19 protein-coding genes and 1 pseudogene are annotated in these 20902 nt (G+C 72.8%); 13 read left to right on the forward strand and 7 right to left on the reverse strand.

Annotated features, from left to right (window positions below; all coding sequences use genetic code 11):
* Positions 1–96 precede the first annotated feature (96 nt).
* The 10 genes from ACNF49_RS31325 (at position 97) to ACNF49_RS31370 (ending at position 12693) form a co-directional block, all read left to right on the forward strand.
* Entirely contained in the window at positions 97–603 is a 507-nt protein-coding gene (locus ACNF49_RS31325; RefSeq protein WP_357986416.1) for a pyridoxamine 5'-phosphate oxidase family protein, read from the forward strand.
* Positions 604–967: 364 nt separating this feature from the next.
* On the forward strand, positions 968–2551 hold the full coding sequence (locus ACNF49_RS31330) for a S9 family peptidase (RefSeq protein ID WP_482939804.1): 1584 nt from the start codon (positions 968–970) through the stop codon (positions 2549–2551).
* Complete coding sequence (locus ACNF49_RS31335) at positions 2515–3828, forward strand: serine hydrolase domain-containing protein (protein WP_482939805.1); 1314 nt, start codon at positions 2515–2517, stop codon at positions 3826–3828. The genes ACNF49_RS31330 and ACNF49_RS31335 overlap by 37 nt, the downstream gene beginning before the upstream one ends.
* A 9-nt stretch (positions 3829–3837) precedes the next feature.
* A complete protein-coding gene (locus ACNF49_RS31340; RefSeq protein WP_482939806.1) occupies positions 3838–5157 on the forward strand; it encodes a serine hydrolase domain-containing protein in 1320 nt (439 codons plus the stop codon).
* Positions 5150–6004, forward strand: a complete 855-nt coding sequence (locus ACNF49_RS31345; RefSeq protein ID WP_482939807.1) for a serine hydrolase — start codon at positions 5150–5152, stop codon at positions 6002–6004. The genes ACNF49_RS31340 and ACNF49_RS31345 overlap by 8 nt, the downstream gene beginning before the upstream one ends.
* A gap of 29 nt (positions 6005–6033) precedes the next feature.
* Positions 6034–7617 carry a PucR family transcriptional regulator gene (locus ACNF49_RS31350; RefSeq protein ID WP_357986402.1) on the forward strand — a complete coding sequence of 528 codons (1584 nt, stop codon included), beginning with the start codon at positions 6034–6036 and terminating at the stop codon, positions 7615–7617.
* A 96-nt stretch (positions 7618–7713) separates the two neighbouring features.
* On the forward strand, positions 7714–9291 hold the full coding sequence (locus tag ACNF49_RS31355) for an ABC transporter substrate-binding protein (RefSeq protein ID WP_482939808.1): 1578 nt from the start codon (positions 7714–7716) through the stop codon (positions 9289–9291).
* A complete protein-coding gene (locus ACNF49_RS31360) occupies positions 9292–10221 on the forward strand; it encodes an ABC transporter permease (protein WP_482939809.1) in 930 nt (309 codons plus the stop codon).
* Entirely contained in the window at positions 10221–11975 is a 1755-nt protein-coding gene (locus ACNF49_RS31365; protein WP_482939810.1) for a dipeptide/oligopeptide/nickel ABC transporter permease/ATP-binding protein, read from the forward strand. Before ACNF49_RS31360 ends, ACNF49_RS31365 begins: the two co-directional genes overlap by 1 nt.
* Before the next feature lie 43 nt (positions 11976–12018).
* Complete coding sequence (locus tag ACNF49_RS31370; protein WP_357986390.1) at positions 12019–12693, forward strand: ABC transporter ATP-binding protein; 675 nt, start codon at positions 12019–12021, stop codon at positions 12691–12693.
* Here ACNF49_RS31370 and ACNF49_RS31375 read toward each other — a convergent pair.
* The 3 genes from ACNF49_RS31375 to ACNF49_RS31385 form a co-directional block, all read right to left on the reverse strand.
* On the reverse strand, positions 12639–13463 hold the full coding sequence (locus ACNF49_RS31375; protein WP_482939811.1) for a GNAT family N-acetyltransferase: 825 nt from the start codon (positions 13461–13463) through the stop codon (positions 12639–12641). The genes ACNF49_RS31370 and ACNF49_RS31375 overlap by 55 nt on opposite strands.
* A gap of 100 nt (positions 13464–13563) precedes the next feature.
* Complete coding sequence (locus ACNF49_RS31380; protein WP_482939812.1) at positions 13564–14382, reverse strand: SDR family NAD(P)-dependent oxidoreductase; 819 nt, start codon at positions 14380–14382, stop codon at positions 13564–13566.
* A 27-nt stretch (positions 14383–14409) separates the two neighbouring features.
* A complete protein-coding gene (locus ACNF49_RS31385) occupies positions 14410–15012 on the reverse strand; it encodes a TetR/AcrR family transcriptional regulator (protein WP_482939813.1) in 603 nt (200 codons plus the stop codon).
* A gap of 57 nt (positions 15013–15069) precedes the next feature.
* On the opposite strand from ACNF49_RS31385, the gene ACNF49_RS31390 reads away from it, so the two are divergent.
* Complete coding sequence (locus ACNF49_RS31390; protein ID WP_482939814.1) at positions 15070–15789, forward strand: FAD-dependent oxidoreductase; 720 nt, start codon at positions 15070–15072, stop codon at positions 15787–15789.
* Positions 15777–16214, forward strand: coding sequence for an FAD-dependent oxidoreductase (locus tag ACNF49_RS31395; protein WP_482939815.1), 438 nt, complete (start codon positions 15777–15779; stop codon positions 16212–16214). The genes ACNF49_RS31390 and ACNF49_RS31395 overlap by 13 nt, the downstream gene beginning before the upstream one ends.
* 135 nt (positions 16215–16349) lie before the next feature.
* Here the strand turns inward: ACNF49_RS31395 and ACNF49_RS31400 are convergent, their stop codons facing one another.
* Both ACNF49_RS31400 and ACNF49_RS31405 read right to left on the reverse strand, forming a co-directional pair.
* Positions 16350–16736 carry a PucC family protein gene (locus ACNF49_RS31400; protein WP_482939816.1) on the reverse strand — a complete coding sequence of 129 codons (387 nt, stop codon included), beginning with the start codon at positions 16734–16736 and terminating at the stop codon, positions 16350–16352.
* A gap of 45 nt (positions 16737–16781) precedes the next feature.
* A pseudogene (locus ACNF49_RS31405) lies at positions 16782–17671 on the reverse strand (MFS transporter).
* 226 nt (positions 17672–17897) lie between these two features.
* On the opposite strand from ACNF49_RS31405, the gene ACNF49_RS31410 reads away from it, so the two are divergent.
* Positions 17898–18578 carry a TetR/AcrR family transcriptional regulator gene (locus ACNF49_RS31410; RefSeq protein WP_482939817.1) on the forward strand — a complete coding sequence of 227 codons (681 nt, stop codon included), beginning with the start codon at positions 17898–17900 and terminating at the stop codon, positions 18576–18578.
* Between the two features lie 200 nt (positions 18579–18778).
* Here ACNF49_RS31410 and ACNF49_RS31415 read toward each other — a convergent pair whose 3' ends face one another.
* Together ACNF49_RS31415 and ACNF49_RS31420 are read right to left on the reverse strand one after the other, a co-directional pair.
* Positions 18779–19576, reverse strand: coding sequence for a hypothetical protein (locus tag ACNF49_RS31415; RefSeq protein WP_357979284.1), 798 nt, complete (start codon positions 19574–19576; stop codon positions 18779–18781).
* 105 nt (positions 19577–19681) lie between these two features.
* On the reverse strand, positions 19682–20902 hold the full coding sequence (locus ACNF49_RS31420; protein ID WP_482939818.1) for a glycosyltransferase: 1221 nt from the start codon (positions 20900–20902) through the stop codon (positions 19682–19684).

A 20902-nucleotide genomic window follows, 5' to 3' on the forward strand; every position in this document is an offset into this window, starting at 1 on the left:
ACCGGCAGGCTCGAAAGAATCTCCGCCGGCGGATGTCGAGAACGCTCCGGCGGCTCCGTCCCAGGGGCGGAACACGACAACCCTGGAGGGACGACCATGCGAACGAACGAGATCACCGAGATCCTGGACCGGCCGATCAGCCGGGAGCTGCTGGCCCGCGACCTGACCCGGCTGGCGTACGTGGCCAAGGACGGCACGCCGCGCAACGTCCCGATCTCGTTCACCTACGACGGTTCCCGGATCGTCATGTGCACCACGAAGAACGCCCCCAAGCTCCCGGCCCTGCGCGCGAACCCGATGGTCGCCCTGACGATCGACACCGAGGTGCACCCGCCCAAGATCCTGCTGATCCGCGGCCGGGCAGAACTGGACGTCGTGGACGGCATCCCGGAGGAGTTCCTGCAGATGAACGGCTCGTACGAGATGACGCCCGAGCAGCGGGTCGAGTGGGAGGCCGAGGTCCGCTCGCTCTACGACGGCATGGTCCGCATCGTCGTCACCCCGACGTGGGTGAAGCTCATCGACTTCGAGACGACCCTGCCGAGCGCGGTCGAGGAGCTGATCAGGGAGCGGGCAGAGCGCGAGAGCGCCACGACGCGGTAGAAGGGCGGCCCGGGGGCGCTTTGGCCCCGGGCACAAGGTCTCAGACGCTATTCGTCGTCCACGATGAAGAGGACTGCGGCGGCCTGGCCTAGCGTTCGGTCATGCGCCGCCTCTCCCTCGACGACCTGTACGGTTTGGCCGTACCCGGTGATCCGCAACTGCGTCCGGACGGCTCCGCCGTCGCCTACACCCTGACGACCGCGGACCGCGAGTCCGACGCCAACGTGACCGAGATCTGGCTGGCCACCCCGGGCGCCGCCCCGCGCAGGCTGGCCACCGGCGCGGCCCCCGCTGGTCGCCCGACGGCCGCACCCTCGCCTTCCTGCGCCCGGCCGGCGGGCCGCCGCAGATCCACCTGCTGCCCATGGACGGCGGCGAGCCGCGCGTCCTCACCTCGGCGCCGCTCGGCGCCGGCGTGCCCGTCTGGTCGCCCGACGGCACCCGCATCGCCTACGCCGGGCCGTCCGGCGAGGTGGACCCGAACGCGCCCATCGTCATCGACACGCTGGAATACAAGGCAGACGGCGCCGGGCTGCTGTGCGGCCTGACCACGCACCTGTTCGTCGTCGACGTCGAGGACGGCGCCTCGGCACAGGTGACCTCGGGCGACTTCCACGCCGGCGCGCCCGCCTGGGCCCCGGACGGCGACCTGCTGGCCTTCACCGCCGGCCTGGACCCCGACCGCGACCTGGACATCTGCGGCGGCCTCTACCTGGTCGAGCCAAAGCAGGACGGCGCCCTCGAACGCGTGGGCGGCGACGGCGTGATCTGCATGGGCGTCTGGTGGCTGGGCGGCCGCTGGATCGTGGCCGGTTACCGCGGCGTTCCCGAGGGCCACACCCGGCTGTTCGCCCTGGAAGGGGATGACTTCGCCGAGATCGAGACCGGCCTCGACCGCAACGTGATGATCGGCGCGCCCGGCTACCCGGGGGCGACGCCCACGCTCAGCGGCGACGACCTGCTGTTCTGCGTCCGCGACCGCGGATTCACCCATCTGTACCGGCTGGCGCCCGGCGGCGTCGCCGAGCGCATCGTCGACGCCGACCGGAACGTGGCCGGCGTCAGCGTCGCCGCCGGCCGGGTGGCCTACGTCGCCGCCACGCCGCGCAGCGCCGGTGACGTCTACCTCGACGGCGACGCCCTCACCGACCACGCCCCGGAGGGCGTCGAGCTGTTCCAGGCGCGCAGCCGCACCTTCACCGCACCCGACGGCACGCCGGTCGAGGCGTTCGTGCTGCGCGACGAGACGCTCACCGAGCCGGGCCCGCTGCTGCTGGACATCCACGGCGGCCCGCACAACGCCTGGGCGCCCGTGTTCGACGGCGTGCACCTCTACCACCAGGCGCTCGCCGCCCAGGGGTGGACCGTGCTGCTGGTGAACCCCCGGGCCAGCGACGGGTACGGCGAGGCGTTCTACACCGCCACGGCCGGCGCCTGGGGCCTCTCGGACGAGGACGACTTCCTCACCCCGCTCGACGTCCTGGTCGAGGAGGGCGTCGCCGACCCCGCCCGGCTGGCGGTCACCGGCTACAGCTACGGCGGCTACATGACCTGCTGGCTCACCGGCAGGACCGGGCGCTTCGCCGCGGCCGTCCCCGGCGGGGTCGTGGTCGACCTGCGCAGCATGGCCGGCACCGCCGACCTCGGCTACTTCCTGGCCAAGCACGAGGTCAGGGACGAGTTCGTCGATCAGTCGCCGATCACCTACGCCGGCGACGTCGTCACCCCGACGCTGATCCTGCACGGCGGGTCGGACGACCGCTGCCCGATCGGCCAGGCCGAGCAGTGGTTCGAGGCGCTGCGCGAGCGCCGGGTGCCGGTCCGTCTGGTCCGGTATCCCGGTGGTTCACACCTTTTTATCCTCAACGGACGGCCTTCACACCGCTTCGACTACAACGAAAGGATCCTCGCGTGGCTGGAACAATGGGTCAGCGTCTCGCCGAACTGATCGAGAAGTACGAGGTCCCGGGCGCGGCGCTCGCCTACCTGCACAACGGGGAGCTGCACGAGTTCGCCGCGGGCGTGCTCAACGTCGACACCGGCGTGGAGGCGACCCCCGACTCCCTGTTCCAGATCGGCTCGGTCTCCAAGGTCTGGACGGCGACCCTGCTCATGCAGCAGGTCGAGCGCGGCCGGCTGACCCTGGACACCCCGGTCGCCGAGCTGCTGCCCGGCTTCCGGGTCGCCGACGCCGAGGTGACCAAGACCGTCACGGTCCGGCACCTGCTGTCGCACACCAGCGGCATCGACGGGGACCTGTTCCTCGACACCGGCCGCGGCGACGACTGCATCGAGAAGTACGTCGAGGCCTGTGCCGACCTGGCGCAGAACCACCCGCTCGGCGCCACCCAGTCCTACTGCAACTCCGGCTTCGTCATCGCCGGGCGCATCCTGGAGGTGCTGGAGGGCAAGACCTGGGACGAGGTGCTGCGCGAGAACATCTGCGAGCCGCTCGGCCTGACCCACACCTGGACGCTGCCGGAGGACGTGCTGCGTTTCCGCGCCGCGCACGGCCACGTCGAGGACGGCAAGGCGGCCCCGGTGTGGGGCCTCATGCGCTCGTGCGGCCCGGCCGGCCTCATCTGCGCCCGTCCGCGGGACGTGGTCGCCTTCGGCCGCGCCCACCTGGAGGGCGGCCTGCTGGACGACCCGCAGGCGATGTGGGAGCCGCAGGTCGACATCCCCAACCCGCACACCCTGGGCAGGCAGTGGGGCATCGGCTGGATCCTGGACGAGTGGTCGGGCCACCGCGTCATCTCGCACGGCGGCAACACCATCGGCCAGCACGCCATGCTCTGGGTCGTGCCCGGCACCGGCACCGTCGTGTGCGTGACCACCAACGGCGGCCACAGCGGCGCCCTCACCCACGCCGTGGCCACCGAGCTGTTCGCCGAGCTCGACGGCCTGGCCGTGCCGCCGGTGCTGGGCCCGCCGGAGACCCCCGTGCAGGTGGACGTCGAGCGTTACGCCGGCGTCTACGAGCGGGTCGGCGCGCGCATGACCGCGAGCGTGCACGACGGCGCGCTCAGGCTGCGCGTCGAGTCGACCGGCGCGCTCGCCGCCCTTCAGGAGCCGTTCGACCTCGACCTCGTCGCGGTCGACGACGTCACCTTCGTCGGCCGTCGCGAGGGCGACCCCGACTGGGTCTCGGGCGTGTTCTACCAGCTCGACGACGGCTCGCCCTACTTCCACCTCGGCGTCCGCGCCACCCCCAAGATCGCCTGAGGAGACCACATGGATCTGCAGAAACGCCTCGACGAAGCGGCCGCGGCCCACGACGTGCCGGGCGCGGCCATCGCCGTGTGGACCGGCGGCCAGTTGCATGAGGCGGCCACGGGCGTGGTCAACCGCAACACCGGCGTCGAGACCACCCCCGACAGCGTCTTCCAGGTCGGCTCCACCACCAAGGTGTGGACGGCCGCGCTGATCATGCAGCTGGCCGAGGAGGGCCTGCTCGACCTGGACGAGGAGATCGGAGCGTACCTGCCCGAGTTCGCCCTGTCCTACGACGCTGTGATCAGCGTCCGGCAGCTGCTGACGCACACCGGCGGCTTCGACGGCGACCTGTTCGAGGACACCGGGCGCGGCGACGACAGCCTCGACAAGTTCGTGACCTACCTGCACGGCGCGGGCAAGGTGCACGAGCCGGGCGAGCTGTTCTCGTACTGCAACGCCGGCTACTGCGTGCTCGGCGCCATCGTGGCCAGGCTGCGCGGCATGACCTGGGAGCAGGCCATGTGGGAGCACCTGCTGAAGCCGCTCGGCGCCACCCACGCGGCGCTGCTGGCCGAGGAGGCCGTGCTGTTCCGCGCGGCGGCCGGGCACATCGGGCCGGGCAACGACGTCTGCCCCCAGTGGCAGATGCCCCGCTCCAACGCGCCCGCCGGGTCCACCATGTGCCTGGCCCCGCGCGAGCTGGTGCGGTTCGGCCGCATGTTCGCCGCGGGCGGCCTGGCCGAGGACGGCACCCGGGTGCTGTCGGCGGAGAGCGTCGCCGCGATGCGCACCCCGCAGGCCGCGGTGCCGGGCGTGCCCGGCCTGATGGCCGCCAACTGGGGGCTCGGCTTCGAGCTGTTCACCTGGGGCGCCTACGGCCACGACGGCGGGACCCCGGGCCAGAGCACGTTCTGGCGGGTGGCCGACGACGGCTCGTACGCGATCGCGATGAGCCTGAACGGCGGCAACTTCTTCGGCGTCATGAACGACCTGCTCCTGCCGCTGCTCAGGGAGGGCGGGCTGGCAGCCCCCGACCTGCCCGCCCCGCCGGAGCAGCCGCGCGCCGTGGACGCCGCGCCGTACACCGGCCGGTACGAGGGCCCCCAGCTGGCCTACGAGGTCTCGCCCGCGGACGGCGGCGTCGAGGTCACCCTGATCCCCGGCGCGTTCATGGCCAGCATGGGCCAGCAGGGCACCACCGCCAGGTACGTCCACCTCGCCGAGGACACCTTCATCGCCGAGCAGCCCGAGGAGGGCAGGCACGACACCGTCACGTTCGTCCTGCGGGACGGTGTCGCCACGCACCTGCACAACGGCCGCGCGGTCCCCCGTGTTTGAGCGGGACGCGCGGAAGGTCTTCGCGGCGGCGGGCGTGCGCGGCTTCGTGCACGCCCGCGACGTGGACGGCGAGGCCGAGACCGGGCTCGACCCGGACGCCCCGGTCGTCCTGGCCTCGGTGTTCAAGCTGCCGATCCTGCTGGAGTACGCCAGGCAGGCCGCGGCGGGCGAGGTGGACCGCACCGAACGGCTCACCGTCACCGCGGCGGACAAGGACGGCGGCATCGGCACCTCGGGCTGCGCCGACGACGTGTCGCTGACGCTGCGCGACCTGGCCCACTTCATGATGTCGATGAGCGACAACGCGGCCACCGACGTGCTGCTGCGCCGGGTGGGGCTGGATCGCGTCAACGCCACGCTGGAGGAGCTCGGGCTCAGGCGCACCCGCCTGATCGGCGGCTGCGCGACGCTGTTCGAGTCCGTGATCGAGGAGCTGGGCACCATCGACGTGGCCGGCGTCCCCGAGGAGCGGATCAGGGCGCTGGCCGTACGCGATCCGGAACGGACCACCGCGGGCACGCCCCGCGAGATCACCACCCTGCTCGGTCTCCTCTGGCGCGACGAGGCGGGCCCCGCCGAGGCGTGCGCGGAGGTGCGCGACATCATGAGCAGGCAGATCTGGCCGCACCGCCTCTCCTCGGGCTTCCCGGACGAGGTGCGGGTGTCGGCCAAGACCGGCACCCTGTGGGGCGTGCGCAACGAGGCGGGCGTCGTGGAGTACCCCGACGGCGGTCGGTACGCCGTCGCGGTGTTCCTGCACGGCGACAACCTGGCCTTCCGCATTCCGGCCGCGGACGCCGCCATCGGCCAGGCCGCCCGTCTCGCCGTCGAGCACCTGCGCGGCTGATGACGGTCTACGTCGACTATCGTGAGCGGATGAACAGCCGTCCGCGCGCCAGCCTTGAGCGGATCCTGTTCGATCTCGGCAGCACGGTCCTCGACGTGGCCGCCTCACCCGGTGACCTCGACACCGAGGTCACCGGGGTGCACATCTACGACCCGCTCGACGAGCTGTACGTGCCGCCGGGCGGGCTGCTGCTGGCCGTCGGCGTGCAGGGCGCCACCGCCATCTGCGGCCTGCTCGACGCCGCCCGCGAGGCCAGCGGCATCGTCGTCAAGCTGCCGGTCGACGTCGACGAGCAGGTGCGCAGCAAGGTCCTGGAGACCGGCGTCGCCGTGCTCGGGCTGACCAGGGCCGCGTCCTGGTCGCAGGTCGCCGCGCTGCTGCGCTCCCTGCTGGCCGAGGGCGACCTGGCCATGCCGGAGAAGGGGCCGCAGGGCGACCTGTTCGCGCTGGCCAACGCCGTCTGCGCGCTGCTCGACGCGCCCGTCACCATCGAGGACCGGTCGACCCGCGTCCTGGCCTTCTCCGGCCGGCAGGACGAAGCCGACCCCGGCCGGGTCGAGACCGTGCTCGGCCGCCAGGTGCCCGAGCGTTTCCAGCGCATGCTCGACGAGCGCGGCTTCTTCAAGAAGCTCTACCAGAGCCGCGACCCGATCTACATCGAGCTCGACGGCGACAGCATCAACCGGGCGGCCGTGGCCGTGCGGATCGGCGACGAGATCCTCGGCTCCATCTGGGTCGCCGTGCGCGAGCCGCTCACCCCGCAGCGCGAGCGCGCCCTGGCCGACGCGGCCAAGATCGTCGCGCTGCAGCTGCTGCGCGAGCGCGCCGGCGCCGACACCCAGCGGCGGCTGCGCGCCGACCTGCTGTCCACGGTCCTGGCCGGCGGTTCCGACGCGGCCGACGCCGCGGGCCGGCTCGGCATCGCCACCGAGCGCCTGTGCGTGCTCGCCGCCCAGCTCGCCGACGGCGACGCGGCCGACCCGGCGCGCGCCGAGAGCGACCGGCAACGTTTCTGCGACGCCCTGGCGCTGCACGTCGGCGCCATCCATCCCAAGGCGGCCGCCGCGATGATCGGCTCGGTCGCCTACGCCGTCCTCCCGCTGAGCTCGGGCGGCGACGAGGAGACGCGTGCCGTGCGCGTCGCCGAGTCCTTCCTGTCCAGGGTCGGGCCGCGGCACGCGGCCAACATCGGGGTCGGCCGGCTGGCCGCCAACCTCTCCCAGGTCGCGCGGGCCCGCGCCGACGCCGACCGGGCGCTGCGCGTGCTGCGCGCCCGCGGCCTGGCCGGCCAGGTCGCCGGCTACACGGCCGTGCACTTCGAGTCGCTGCTGCTCCAGGTCTCCGACGTGGTCGCCGCCGAGGAGCAGGTGCCCACCGGCCCGTACGAGCGGCTGCTCGCGCACGACGCCGAGCACGGCAGCGAGCTGGTGGCCACCCTGCGGGCCTATCTCGACGCGTTCGGCGACGTCAACGCCGCCTGCGCGAAGGTCCACGTGCACGCCAACACCTTCCGCTACCGGCTCAAGCGGCTCACCGAGATCAGCGGGCTCGACCTGTCCGACCCCGACGCGCGACTCACGGTGATGCTGCAGATGCGGATCTTCGGACGCTAGCACGAGGCCGTCCGCGCTTTTTGTGAAGGGCGACGAAGAAGGTCGGGCCGCGAGGGACGAAGGTGGGTCACCACCCCACGCTCTCCTGGAGTCGCCATGAAGAAGACAGCGGTGCTCACCGCGTTGGCCCTGCTAGCGGCCGCGTGCGGCAGCGGCGGAGGTACGGCGGGCAGCACGGGCAGGCCTGTCACGGGCGGCACGTTCACCGCCGCCATCAGCGCGGACCCCGGGGTGCTCGACCCCGCCACGGGCGTGCTCTCGGTCACCAACGAGGTCCTGTCGGTGGCCTACGACACCCTGGTGTCCGTCTCGGCGGACGGCAAGACCGTGCCCGCCCTGGCCGAGAAGTGGGACGTCAAGCCCGACAGGGTGACCTTCACCCTGCGCAAGAACGTCACCTGCTCCGACGGCTCCAAGCTCACCCCGTCCGACGTCGCCGAGAACATCAACCACATCGCCGACCCCGCCACCAAGTCGCCCATCTACGGCGTGCTCGTACCGGTCGGCATGAAGGCCGAGTCCGACGAGACCGCCGGCACCGTGACCCTGTCGACGCCCGAGCCGTTCAGCTTCATCCTGGAGAGCTCGCGGCTGCTGTTCATCGTCTGCGGCAAGGCCGTCAAGGACCGCTCGCTCATCGCGCGGACCACCTCAGGGACGGGCCCGTACAAGCTCACCGAGGCCGTCCCCGGCGACCACTACACCTTCAAGGTGCGCCGGGAGTACGCCTGGGGCCCGGAGGGCGCGACCGCCAAGGACCTCCCCGAGACGCTCGTGCTCAAGGTGGTGCCGAACGAGCAGACCGCGGCCAACCTGCTCCTCGCCGGCTCGCTCAACTCGGCCACCTTCTTCGGCCCCGACCGGACCCGCCTGGAGGCCAACCCCGCCCTCGGCAAGATGATCGAGCCGCAGGGCAACGGCCAGTTCTTCTACCACCAGGGCGAGGACAGGCCCGGCCACGATCCCGCCGTGCGCAAGGCGCTGACCCAGGCGCTCGACATGAAGGAGCTGGGCGGCATCGCCACGGGCGGCACCGGCAAGCCGGCCACCGCACTCGTGCCGCCGCCCCGCCCGTGCCAGGGCGACACCGTCACCGGTCACGTTCCCGCCTTCGACACGGCGGCCGCCACCGCGGCGCTGGACGCGGCCGGCTGGAAGACCGGGGCCGACGGCGTCAGGGAGAAGGACGGCAAGAAGCTCTCCCTGCGCCTCTTGTACGCCACCACCAAGGGCCCCAGCATGGTGGCCGCCGCCGAGTACATGGCGGCGGTGTGGAAGAAGATCGGGGTGGACGTGAAGCTCGACGGCGTCATCGACACCAAGCTGTCGGAGTCGCTCAACGCCACCCAGGACTGGGACGTCGTCTGGCTGCCCATCGGCGTCACGCTGCCCTCGCAACTGGTCGGCTTCCTGTCCGGCCCCGCCGCCCCCAAGGGCGCCAACTTCGCCCACCTGAAGAACGCCGAGTACGAGCGGCTGGTCGCCGAGGCCGCCAAGCTGACCGGCCCCGAGGGCTGCGCCAAGTGGCTGGCGTCGGAGTCGGCCCTGTTCGACAACGCCGACCTGGTGCCCGTGGTGGAGATGAACACGCTGACCGCCACCAAGGGCGCCACCTTCCGGACGATGGCCGGCCTGTTCCTGCCCTCGACGATCCGCCTCACCCAGGGAGGCTGAGTGACCGTACGGCGCCTCGTGCGCTTCGTCGTGTCGCTGGCGGTGCTGCTCGTGGCGTCGTTCGCGATGATCCACCTCATCCCCGGCGACCCGGTGCGGGCCTCGCTCGGCCCGGCCGCGCCGGTCGAGCTGGTCAAAGCCCGCGAGCAGCTGCTCGGGCTGGACAAGTCGCTGCCCGAGCAGTTCGCCGCCTACGTCGGGCACATCCTCACCGGCGACTTCGGCACCTCGTTCCTGACGGGCGAGCCGGTCGGCGACATCATCGCCGCCCGGCTGCCCAACACGCTGGGCCTGGCGCTGCTGGCCACCGTGGTGGCACTGCTGCTGGCCGTGCCGCTCGGCATGTGGGCGGCCGTCCGCACGGAGAACGGCAGGAACCGGGGCACCGAGATCACCTTCAGCTCGGTCACCGGCACCGCCGTCGCCGTCCCGGAGTTCCTCTACTCCATCGCGCTGGTGGCGGTCTTCTCGATCGGGCTCGGCCTGTTCCCGCCGGCCGGCAAGGAGGGGGCGATGTCGTACATCCTGCCGGTGGCCTCGCTGGCGATCGGCCCGGTCGCGATGATCGCCCGCATCTCCCGGGTGGAGACCCTGCGCGAGCTCGCCACCGACTACGTGCGGCTGGCCCGGTCGAAACGGCTGCCCGCCGCCCGCCTGCACCTGCGGCACGTGCTGCCCAACACGCTGACCGCGACGCTCACCGTGGGCGGGCTGCTGCTCACCTCGCTGATCGCCGGCAGCGTGCTCGTGGAGTACGTCTTCGCCTGGCCCGGGCTCGGCCTGAAGATCGTCGAGTCGATCACGCAGAAGGACTATCCCGTCGCCCAGGGCGTCATCCTCGTCTACGGCGCGATCGTGCTCGTCGTGAACCTCGCCGTCGACCTGATCCTGGGCGCGCTCGACCCCACCTCCAAGATCAAGGAAAACTGATGCGTTTGCGCACCCCGGCCGCCGTCGCCGGAGCCGTGCTGGTCACGCTCATGGTGGTCCTGGCCGTCGTCGGCCCGCCGATCTGGGGCGCGGCGGCGGAGAAGATCGACGCGGGCGCCATCCTGCAGGGCGCCTCGGCCGCCCATCCGCTCGGCACCGACAACCTGGGACGCGACCTGCTGGCCAGGGTCCTGGTCGCGGGCCGCTTCTCGCTCCTGCTCGCGCTGGCGGCCACGCTGTTCGGCGCGGCCGTCGGCACCGTGCTCGGCGCGCTGCCCTCGGTGTTGCCGGCACGCGGCGCCCGCTTCGTCACCGGCGCCGTCAACGCGCTCGTCGCCTTCCCCGGCCTGCTGCTGGCCATGTTCACCGCGGTGGTCGCCGGGCTCGGGGCCAAGGGCGCGGTGCTCGGCATCGGCGTGGCCATCGCCCCGGGCTTCGCCCGGCTCACCCAGACGCTGGCCGCGACCGTCGCGGGCGCCGACTACGTGGCGGCCGCCCGGATGCTCGGCGTGCCACGCATGCGCATCCTGACCAGGCACGTGCTGCCCAACATCGCCGAGCCGCTCATCCTCAACCTCACCCAGGCGCTCGGCGGCGCGCTGCTGGGCCTGGCCGGGATGTCGTTCCTGGGGCTCGGCGTGCAGCCGCCCGCCTTCGACTGGGGGCGGCTGCTGTTCGACGGGTTCGGCCGCATCTACGTCACGCCCGAGGTGGCGCTGGGGCCCGCCCTGGCGGTCGCGCTGGCCGGCATCGGCTTCAACCTGCTGGGGGACGCGCTGGCCAAGGCCGCCTCCCGCACCGCCGTGCACACGCGCGAGGCCAGGCCCGCCGCGCCGCCCGTCCCCGGCGAGCCGGACCCCGAGGCGGTGCTGGAGGTCAAGGACCTGACGGTGACCTTCCCCGGCGGCGTCACGCCGGTGCGCGAGGTGTCGCTGACCGTCGCGCCCGGGCAGATCGCCGGGCTGGTGGGGGAGTCGGGCAGCGGCAAGAGCCTCACCGCGGCCGCGATCGGCGGGCTGGTGCCGTACCCGGGCGTGGTGACGGCGGGCAGGCTGGCGCTGGCCGGCCAGGAGATCTCCGAGATGTCGCCCAAGGAGCTCGGAACCGCGCTCGCCATGGTCTTCCAGGACCCGATGGCCTCGCTCAATCCCGCGCTGAAGGTCGGCGGCCAGCTGGCCGAGGTCGCGATCGTGCACCAGGGCGCCGGCAAGGCGGAGGCCCACCAGCGCGCCGTCGACCGGCTCGGCCACGTGCACCTGCCCGCGCCCGAACGGGTGGCGCGCCGGCACCCGCACGAGCTGTCCGGCGGCATGCGGCAGCGCGCGGTCATCGCCATGGGCCTCATGGGCACCCCCAGGCTGCTCATCGCCGACGAGCCCACCACCGCGCTCGACGTGACGGTGCAGCGGCAGATACTCAAGCTGCTGCGCGAGGTCACCGACGAGACCGGCGCGGCGGCCCTGTTCATCTCCCACGACATCGCCGTCGTCGGCGAGCTGTGCGACGTGGTCGTCGTCATGTACGCCGGCCGCGTCGTCGAGCAACTGCCGGTCGAGCTGCTGGCCGGCGGCGCCGCGCACCCCTACACGCGGGCGCTCATCGACTCGCTGCCCGACATGGACACCGACAGGTCACTGCCGCTGGCCAGCATCCCCGGCCGACAGCCCGCCCCCTCCGACGTGGGCGACGGCTGTGCCTTCGCCGCCCGCTGCGAGCTCGCCACGGCCCGCTGCGCCGGCGAGCGTCCCCCTTGACGACGTACGGCAAGGCGCACCAGGTCGCCTGCTGGGAGGTCTGATGATCATCGAGAACCTGACCGTGCGGTTCGGCTCGTTCACCGCCGTCGACGACATCACCCTGGAGGTGCCGAGCGGGTCCATCGTCGGGCTGGTCGGCGAGTCGGGGTCGGGCAAGTCGTCGGTGGCCAGGGCGGTGAGCGGCCTGGTGCCGCACACCGGCACCATCACCGGCGCCAGCCGCGTCCAGATGGTCTTCCAGGACCCCTACGCCTCGCTCGACCCCCGGATGAGGGTCGGGGCGTCCGTCGCCGAGGGCTGCGGCAAGGAATCGGTCGAGCGGCTGCTGTCGCTCGTCTCCCTGCCGCCCGAGGTGGCCCGGCGCTACCCGCGCGAGCTGTCAGGCGGCATGCGGCAGCGCGTGGCCATCGCCAGGGCGCTGGGCGCCGAGCCCGACCTGCTGGTCGCCGACGAGATCACCAGCGCCCTGGACGTGTCCGTCCAGGGCTCGGTGCTGAACCTCGTGCGCAGGCTACGCGACGAGCTGGGCCTGTCGATGTTGTTCATCTCGCACAACCTGGCAGTGGTGCGCTACGTCTCCGACGTGGTCGCGGTGCTGCACCAGGGGCGCATTGTGGAGCTGGGGCCGACCGAGGAAGTGGTCGGCGCCCCCACCCACGGCTACACCCGGTCGCTGCTGGAGGCCGTGCCCAGGCTGGGCCGCTCCACCACGTAGAACGCCTTGTCGTGGAAGGCGGTCACCACGCCGCCTTCCATGAGCAGGCCGCCCAGGACCTCCCGGACGGCCAGCCGCCATGCCTTGGCGGCTCCGGGGTCCGAGACGCGCAGCGCCTCGATGTCCTCCGGCAACGCCACGAGCAGGGTGGAGGCGTCGCTGTCGCGCGTCACCGGCCGTCCGTCCTCGTCGGCCAGCACGACCGCGGCGTCCGCCGGGAGGGGCCGCCGACAGGGCTCGCCCCGTACGAGGGCCGCCACGTGCGGCGCCGACAACGACCAGGAGGCCAGCACCCGGTCGGAGTCGCTGCCCTGGTTGATGGCGTCGGTCATGACGCCGTAGAAGCTCGGCAGGTACTCCTCGGGACGTGCGCCCAGCTTGGCCAGGTTGAAGTGGGCGTTCCTGCGCACCAGCGGATCGTAGGTCCAGGTGATGCGGTCGATGCCGCGCTCCAGTGCCCAGCGGCGCTGGTGCAGCTTCAGCTCGAAGCCGACGCCGTGGCCGCTCGCCGCGCCGGTGATGTGGGAGTGCAACGTGTTGGCCGCGCCGAAGAAGCCGACGGAGGCGCCCACCAGGCGGCCCGCGTCGTCGTACGCGCCGGCCACGTAGTTGCCCGCGTGCGACATCGCCCGCATCAGCTCGACCGTGATCGGCCGGCTGTCCGGGTCGAAGTGCCAGATCCCGTCGAACAGCTCACTGACCTGCTCGAACTCCGCGATCCCATGGAGTTCCCTGATCGCGATCAACGTGCCGGCCCTCCGAATGCTCAAGTGTCACGGTGACGCTACGGCACCGTGCGGCGGGACCGAATCGTGCGGGACACCAAAGAGCACCCGGGGCTTCGTGGGATCAGACAGCGGTCGGACGCCTTCAGTGGGCGGTCCAGCCTCCGTCGACCGGCAGCACGGCGCCGGTGAGGTAGGAGGCCGCCGGGCCGGCCAGCAGGACCGCCGCGCCGACGAGCTCGCCGGGGTCGGCCCAGCGCCTCATGGGGACCTGGTGGTCGAGGAACTCCCGCACGTGCGGGTCGTCCTCGACGCCCTCGTTCAGCGGGGTGCGGAAGGGGCCGGGGGCCAGGGCGTTGACGCAGATTCCGGTGCCCGCGAGCTCGACGGCGAGGCTGCGGGTGAGCTGGACGACCGCGCCCTTGCTGGCCGCGTAGCCCGCCCGGCCCGCGGCGCCGACGAGCCCGAGAGCGCTGGCCAGGGTGACGATGCGGCCGTACCCGGCCGCGCGCATCACCGGTACGGCGGCCTGGCAGGCGAGGAAGGTGCCGACGACGTTGACGTCCAGGCAGCGGCGCAGCGTGGCGGCGTCGAGGGCGTCCAGTTCGCCGCGGGCCTGGATTCCGGCGCTGGTCACGAGCACGTCCAGGCGGCCGTGCGCGGCGACGACGTCCCGCACCAGACCGTGGACCGCGTCCTCGTCGGTGACGTCGCAGGCCATGCCCGTGGCGGCGATGCCGGTCGCGGCGGTGATCTCGGCCGCCGCCTCCTGGCACGCCGACAACCGCCGGCCGGCCGGCACCACCGTGCATCCGGCGGACGCCAGCCCCTGCGCGATGGCCCGGCCGAGCCCCGCCGAGCCGCCCGTGACGATCGCCACCTGCCCGGCCAGGGGCGCCTCCGGACCGGCGGGCCCCGCGTGCACGGGGCGGCCGGGGATCGCCCTGTCTTCCTGGGACGTCATGTGGCTCCTCTTCGTCAGGCGTTCCGTTTACGGAACAGTAGCGCGATCCGCCGGATCAGTCGGTCCGCAGCCGTCCATGATGGCGCGGACCAGGGCCTGGACGGCGTCCCTGCGGACGTTCTGCGGCGGTGCGGTGACCAGGGTGAACAGCGCCCCTTCGTAGAGCGCGATCAGGATGGGGATCCGCTCGCGGGGGACGGGGAGGCCGAGTTTGTCGTGCTGCCCGGCGGTGATCCTGGCCGCCGCGCCCGACAGGCCCGCGAGGGCCGCGGCGAGCACCGGACGGCGCACGGCCTCCAGCTGGAGCTCGAAGATCGCCAGGTAGCGGTCGCGCAGTGTGGTCGCCGCCGTGAGCAGCGATTCGGTCAGCAGGTCGGCCAGTGTCGCGGGCTGCTCGGCGGCCAGGTCGGTGGCCCGGCCGGTGTCGGCGAGGTGCAGCTCGACGATGCGCTCCGCGGCGGCCACCAGCAGCGCCTCCCGATTGCGGAAGTAGTTGGAGGCGGTCCCGGGCGGAAGGTCCGCCTCCTTCTCCACCGCGCGGTGGGTCAGCCCGTGCACGCCCGACGACGCCAGCAGCGCGATGGCGGCATCGGTCAGGGCGCGGCGACGGGCCGGATTCATGGGCGGCATACGGCCATGCTAAACCAATAGCCGTACTAGTACGAGCGTAGTGAATATGGAGGTCCTGTGAGGATCGTGGTGGTCGGCGCCGGGCTCGGAGGAGTGGCGGCCGCGGTGGGTCTGCATCGCCGGGGTCACGAGGTGACGCTCGTCGAGCGCGGCGCCGAGCTCAGGGAGGCGGGAACCGGGATCGTGGTCATGCCGAACGGGCTCCGGGCGCTGGACGCGCTGGGGCTGGGCGAGGAGGTTCGCGCGCACGTCGTGCACGAAGGCCGCGGGGGGCTGCGCGACCGGCGCGGACGGCCGCTGCTGATCACCGACATGGACCGGGTGCGGGAGCAGATCGGGATACCCGTCATCATCGACCGGGCGCGGCTGCACCGGGCGCTGCGCGCCCCGCTTCCCGCCGAGCTGGTGCGCACCTCCACCCCGGTCGAGCGCCTGGAACCCGACTCCACCGGGGTGACCGTGATCGCCGGCGGGGAGCCCGTCGCCAGAGCGGACGCCGTGATCGCCGCCGACGGCATCGGCAGCCGGCTGCGGGCACAACTCTTCCCCGGCCACCCCGGGGTGCGCCGGACCGGCCGGCTGGATCTGCGCGGCATGCTGCCCCGTCCGCCGGACTGCCGGCGGACCTGCTCACCAGCCAGCTGGTCGACCGCCGCAACGGGGCGATGTTCGGCCTGTATCCCGTCGGCGCGGACCTGCTGTACTGGTTCACCGACTCCGCCCTGCACGGCGAGCCGCCGGACGCGGAGGAGGCGCGCCGGCAGATGTCATCCCTGATGGCCGACTGGCATCCCCTCGTCGCGACACTGATCGAGGCCACCCCGCCGGCCGACATCTACGTCGACCCGATCACCCACCTGGCCGCGCCCCTGCCCTCGTACGCGGTCGGCAGGATCGCGCTCCTCGGCGACGCCGCGCACGCCATGCCACCCGACCTCGGCCAGGGTTCCAGCCAGGCCTTCGAGGACGCCGCCGCACTGACCCGCCACCTGACCGGCGCCGAGCCGGCGGACGCCGCCCGGCGGCTCCTGCGCTACGACGCCGAACGCAGGCCAAGCGCCAACCGCATGATGCGGGCGGCGTCCCGGCAGTCGTGGCTGACCACCCGGACCGGCCTCGCCGCGGCGCTGCGCGACGCCCTGCTGCGCGCGGTGCCGTCCCGGCTGGCCACCCGCCAGCTCGCCGCCCTCTGGCGCGTCTAGGGCTGCGCCGCCCGCCGTCGGCGGCCGGCAGGAGCAACGGCGGGACGCGCATCTCGACCGCGCGCGGCACGACAGCGAGCGGGGGACGGCGGCCTCGGCCGAGCCCCTCCGGCGGAACACCGGGCGCTACGGAGGTCAGCCCTGCCGTGCCGCCTCGGGGCGCAGCCTGCGGGCGATCAGCATGCCCGCGATGGCCAGCAGGCCGGTGAGGACGAAGACGCCCAGCAGTGCGGTGCGGGTGGAGCCGCCGTAGTTCTGGGCGAACGCGATGGCCGCGCCGCCGAGCCCGGCGATCACCCCGGTCGACAGGGTCTGGGCGAGCTGCAGTGCGCCGCTGGCCTCACCCTGCCGCTCCGGCGGGGCCTGCTCCAGGGTGGCGGTGGTGGAGGCGTTGAAGCCGATGCCCATGCCGAGGCCGCCGACGGCCCATCCGACCAGGGCGAGCCAGGAGGGGAGTGCGCTGGTCAGGATCGTCAGCGCGATCAGGGCGACGTCCGCCAGCAGGACGGCGAAGCCCAGCACGGTGGCAGCCGTGCGCGTGCTGTTCTTCCCGTTGTCCCGCCTGGCCTACAGACCTGCGCCGACAACCCACGTGATGGCTCCGGCGGACAGCCCCAGACCGGCCGGTGTGGCGCCCATGCCCCGCAGCTGCTGCAGCCCGAGGGGCAGGAAGGCTTCGCTGCCGAAATAGACACCGCACAGCAGGCCACGGACGACGACACCCGCACCGAGGCCGGCCCGGGCGCTGAGAGTGCCTTCCGGGGTGACCCGGCGCAGCGCGGGCACGGCAACGGCGACACCGGCCAAGGCCAGCACGATCATGAGGACGAGGTTCTTCAGCAGCAGCGCCTGGAGCAGCACGCCGGTGCCCACGGTGAGCAGGATCGCGCCGGCCAGCGGACGCCTCCACCACGGAACGGCCGCGGCCGGGGCGGTGGCTGCTGCTTCTGCGCGGTGCAGGCGGCGCAGGCCGGGCAGGGTGAGCAGCGCGGCCACCGCGGCGATCGGCAGCATGAGCAGGAAGACCGAGCGCCACGTGATGTGATCGGCGAGGACGCCTGCGACGGCGGGGCCGACGAGGGAAGGGATCGTCCAGGCCGAGGACAGCAGGGCGTACATCCGGGCCCGCAGGCGCTCGGGGTAGGCAAGTCCGATCATGGTGTAGGCCATGGACACGACCGCTCCAACGCCCAGGCCCTGTCCGAAGCGGCCCACCAGGAACAGGACCAGGAGGGTGCGGCACCGGCCACCGCGCAGCCCGCCGCGAAGACGAGCATGCCCAGGGCCATCGGACGCCAGGGGCCCCGGCGGTCGGCGGCGCGCCCGGCGAGCACGGTGCCGATGATGTTGGCGAGCATCAGTGCCGACAGGCCCCACCCGTAGGCGCCCAGGCCGTCGAGGTCCTCCGCGATGCCGGGCAGCACGGTCGCCACCCCGAGAGACTCGAACGCGACCATGCCGACCGACAGCAGGACGCCGAGGGTGAGCGCGCGGTACGCACCCGAGAACACGCCCGCCTTACCGGCGCTGGCATCTGCGGAGGGAGAGAGCGGGGCGTGTTCGGGGGCGTGCGCGGGGTCGCTGTCCGTCGCGTCGGCGGGGTCTGGGACATGGAGTGGGCTCCTTGGCAGTTCCGTTCCGTTCCGGATCGGAACGTAATTGCATGCTACCTATACTTGTCGCATGGGCAACACCAGGAGCGACGGAGGAAGGGCCGGGGCCCGCCAAGCCTCCGGCAGGCCGCGGGACACCCGCATCGACGAGGCCGTGCCCGAAGCGGTGATGGAGATCCTCAACGAGGTCGGTTACGGCAGCCTCACGCTGGAGGCGGTGGCCGCCCGCGCCGGTACGAGCAAACCCGCGCTGCGTCGCCGCTGGCGCTCCCGCCAGCACCTGGTCGTGTCGGCTCTGGCCCGGACCATCGGCACCACGCCGCCCCCCGACACCGGCTGCACCCACTGCGACCTCATCGCCGGCATCGGCACCCTCAGCGAGGCGTTCACCACCACCGTGGGTCGAAGAGCGCTGCCAGGGCTCGTTGCGGACCTCGCCGACGACCCGCGGCTGGAGAAGGAGTTCATGGACACCTTCTTCCGTCCGCGCCGCGCCACCACTGCCGAAGCGCTGCGTCGCGCCATCGACCGGGGTGACGTCCGACCCGATGCGGACATCGATCTTCTGCTGGACATGCTCGCGTCGACCACGTACTACCGCGTGCTCTTCGGGCACCTGCCCATCACGCCGGAACTGGCCGAGGACGTCGTGTCGGTGGTCATGGCGGGCATCGCCACCGAGCGGTGGCGCGACGAGCACGGCCCCTCATGCGACGTGCCGGGGAGCGGCACAGGCCTTCGAGGAGTCTGAGTGCAGAAGGTGACGATGATCAGAGGTTCCGCTGTACGGGACGTTCAGAGGGCCTGTGCACACCAGGGTCCTACGTGCTCGTGCGCGCCCGTACCGCCGACGGCTGTCCCGTCGGGCCGCGCTCGGGAGCGGTGGCTCTCTGGGCCTGACATGCAGAAGGCCGCTTCTCGCGCGTTGCGCGAGAAGCGGCCGTGGAGCTTCTAGCTGCGGAAACGGCCCTCACGGGCGTAGATGCAGTCGAAGCAGGCCGGGTCGGCGTTCCAGTTGTCGTCGTAGGAGACGGCGCGGTGGCGCTTGATCACGCCCTTCTTCACCACGGCCTGGTGGTGTCCCGGCGGCACGATGCCCTCGAAGTGCTTCACGAAGTTGCCGAGGGCGTTCCTGTAGTAGACCCGGTGCCGGGCCCAGAGGTTGCTCGTCGAGCTCGGCGGGGTGCAGTTGGCGATGTAGCTCTCGGCGATCTTCTGCTTGAAGCCGCCGAAGTCGAACGTGCTGTACGACTTGAACGGCAGGCCGGGCATGCCGTCGTCGTGCCAGCCTGTCCAACCGAAGATCGACCAGGTGCAGGTCGCCGCGCCGGAGCGGACCGCGCTCGCCGGGGCGGTCAGGCCACCCGCCGTGACCGGCTCGCTGGTGATCCTGCGTCGCTGCAGCTCGGCGGGCAGGTCGGCGCCGTGGTCCTCGACGAGACGCCGGGGGACCGCGACGTCGGGCGGGGTGACCTCCAGATAGGTCTCCAGGAGGGTGTCCTCGTCGTCAAGGACGATGAGGGGGGCGCGTCCGATCGGGCCGGTCTGGACCATCCCGACCTCGTCGGACGGGACGCTGTCGGTGAAGGTCACCGACAGCCCGGTCGTGTAGTCGAGTTGCGCCAGGACGATCTCGCGGTCGGACTCCTCGGCGGCGGCAGGGGCCGCGGCCTTGGCCGTGGCCATGGCGGGTGAGGGGGCGAGGAGCATGGCGGCGGCGATGGCCGCCAGGAACGGGCTGAATCTCATGCGGGCAACGTTAGAAAGTGATCTTTCAGTTGCCTTAAAGGTGAGCTCAGCGCATGGTCATGCCGACCCACGTGCCCCTGGACGGCGGCCCGGAGGAGCGGGCGGTCACGCCAGTCTGCCCACGGCCGCCACCACGGCCGCGCTCCCGTCCTCGGCCCCGATCCGCTCCGACAGCTCCACGGCCCGCCGCCGGTACGAGGGCTCGTTCACGGCGGCACCCAGCGCGTCCGCGAGCCGTTCCGGGGTCAACCGGCGGAACGGGACGGCGGCCGGGCCCACCCCGAGCGCGGCGAGCCGGGACGCCCACAACGGCTGGTCGTTCAGCGCGGGCAGGCCGACGGCGGGCACGCCCGCGCGCAGCCCGGCCCCCGTGGTCCCGCTGCCGCAGTGGTGGGCGACGGCGGCCATGCGCGGGAACAGCCAGTCGTGCGGCACGTCCCCGACGCCGAGCACGTCGTCGTCCAGCTCACCGGGCACGCCCGTCTGCAGCACGCCGCGCAGTCCGGCCCGGCGCAGGGCGCGAAGGGCCAGGTCGGTGTAGTGCTCGGCGCGCGGGCCCGCCTGGCTGCCGAGGCCGACGAACACCGGTGCCGGGCCCGCGGCGAGGAAGTCGCTCAGCCGGGGGTCGGGCCGCCATCCGGCCGGACGCACCGGCCACCAGTAGCCCGTCACCTCCAGCCCGTCCCGCCAGTCGGCCGGCCGGGGCAGCACCGCCGGGCTGAACCCGTGCAGAACCGGCCAGTGCGCGGCCTCCCGCCGCCGGTACGCCTCCCGCGAGCTGATCGGCGGCAGCCCGAGCCGGGCCCGCAACTCCTTGGCCGACCCGGAGTTCGCGGGCGAGGGCACGGCGAAGGCCAGCCGGGCCGCCGTCCGGTTGCCCCACCGGCCGAGCGAGCGGCGCAGGACGCTCATGACCGGCGGGAAGTCCCCCGTCGGCGCCACCGGCTGCAGGTGCACGCCCATGCTCGGCACGCCCATCGCCTCGGCCACGTGCTCCCCGGCGGAGGCGGCCACGTTCAGCAGCAGGACGTCGGCACCCGCCGCCGCGGCCCGCACGATGCCGTCGGAGATCTGCCCGGCGTACTCGGCGAACATGGCGAGCTTCGCGGACAGGGAGACCCGCGCGCCGCCCTTGCCCGCGGGCAGCAGGGGCAGCGGGTCGCCCGGGATGTCGCGATGTTCCAGGCCCGCGCCGGTCACCAGGGCGGCGTGCGGCTGGTGGCAGGCGATCGCCACCTCGTGCCCGGCGTCCCGCAGCCGCACGCCCAGCCCCGTGTACGGGGCCACGTCGCCCCGCGTGCCCACGCCGACGATCAGTACGCGCAT

The organism is Actinomadura sp. ATCC 39365 (assembly GCF_054392275.1).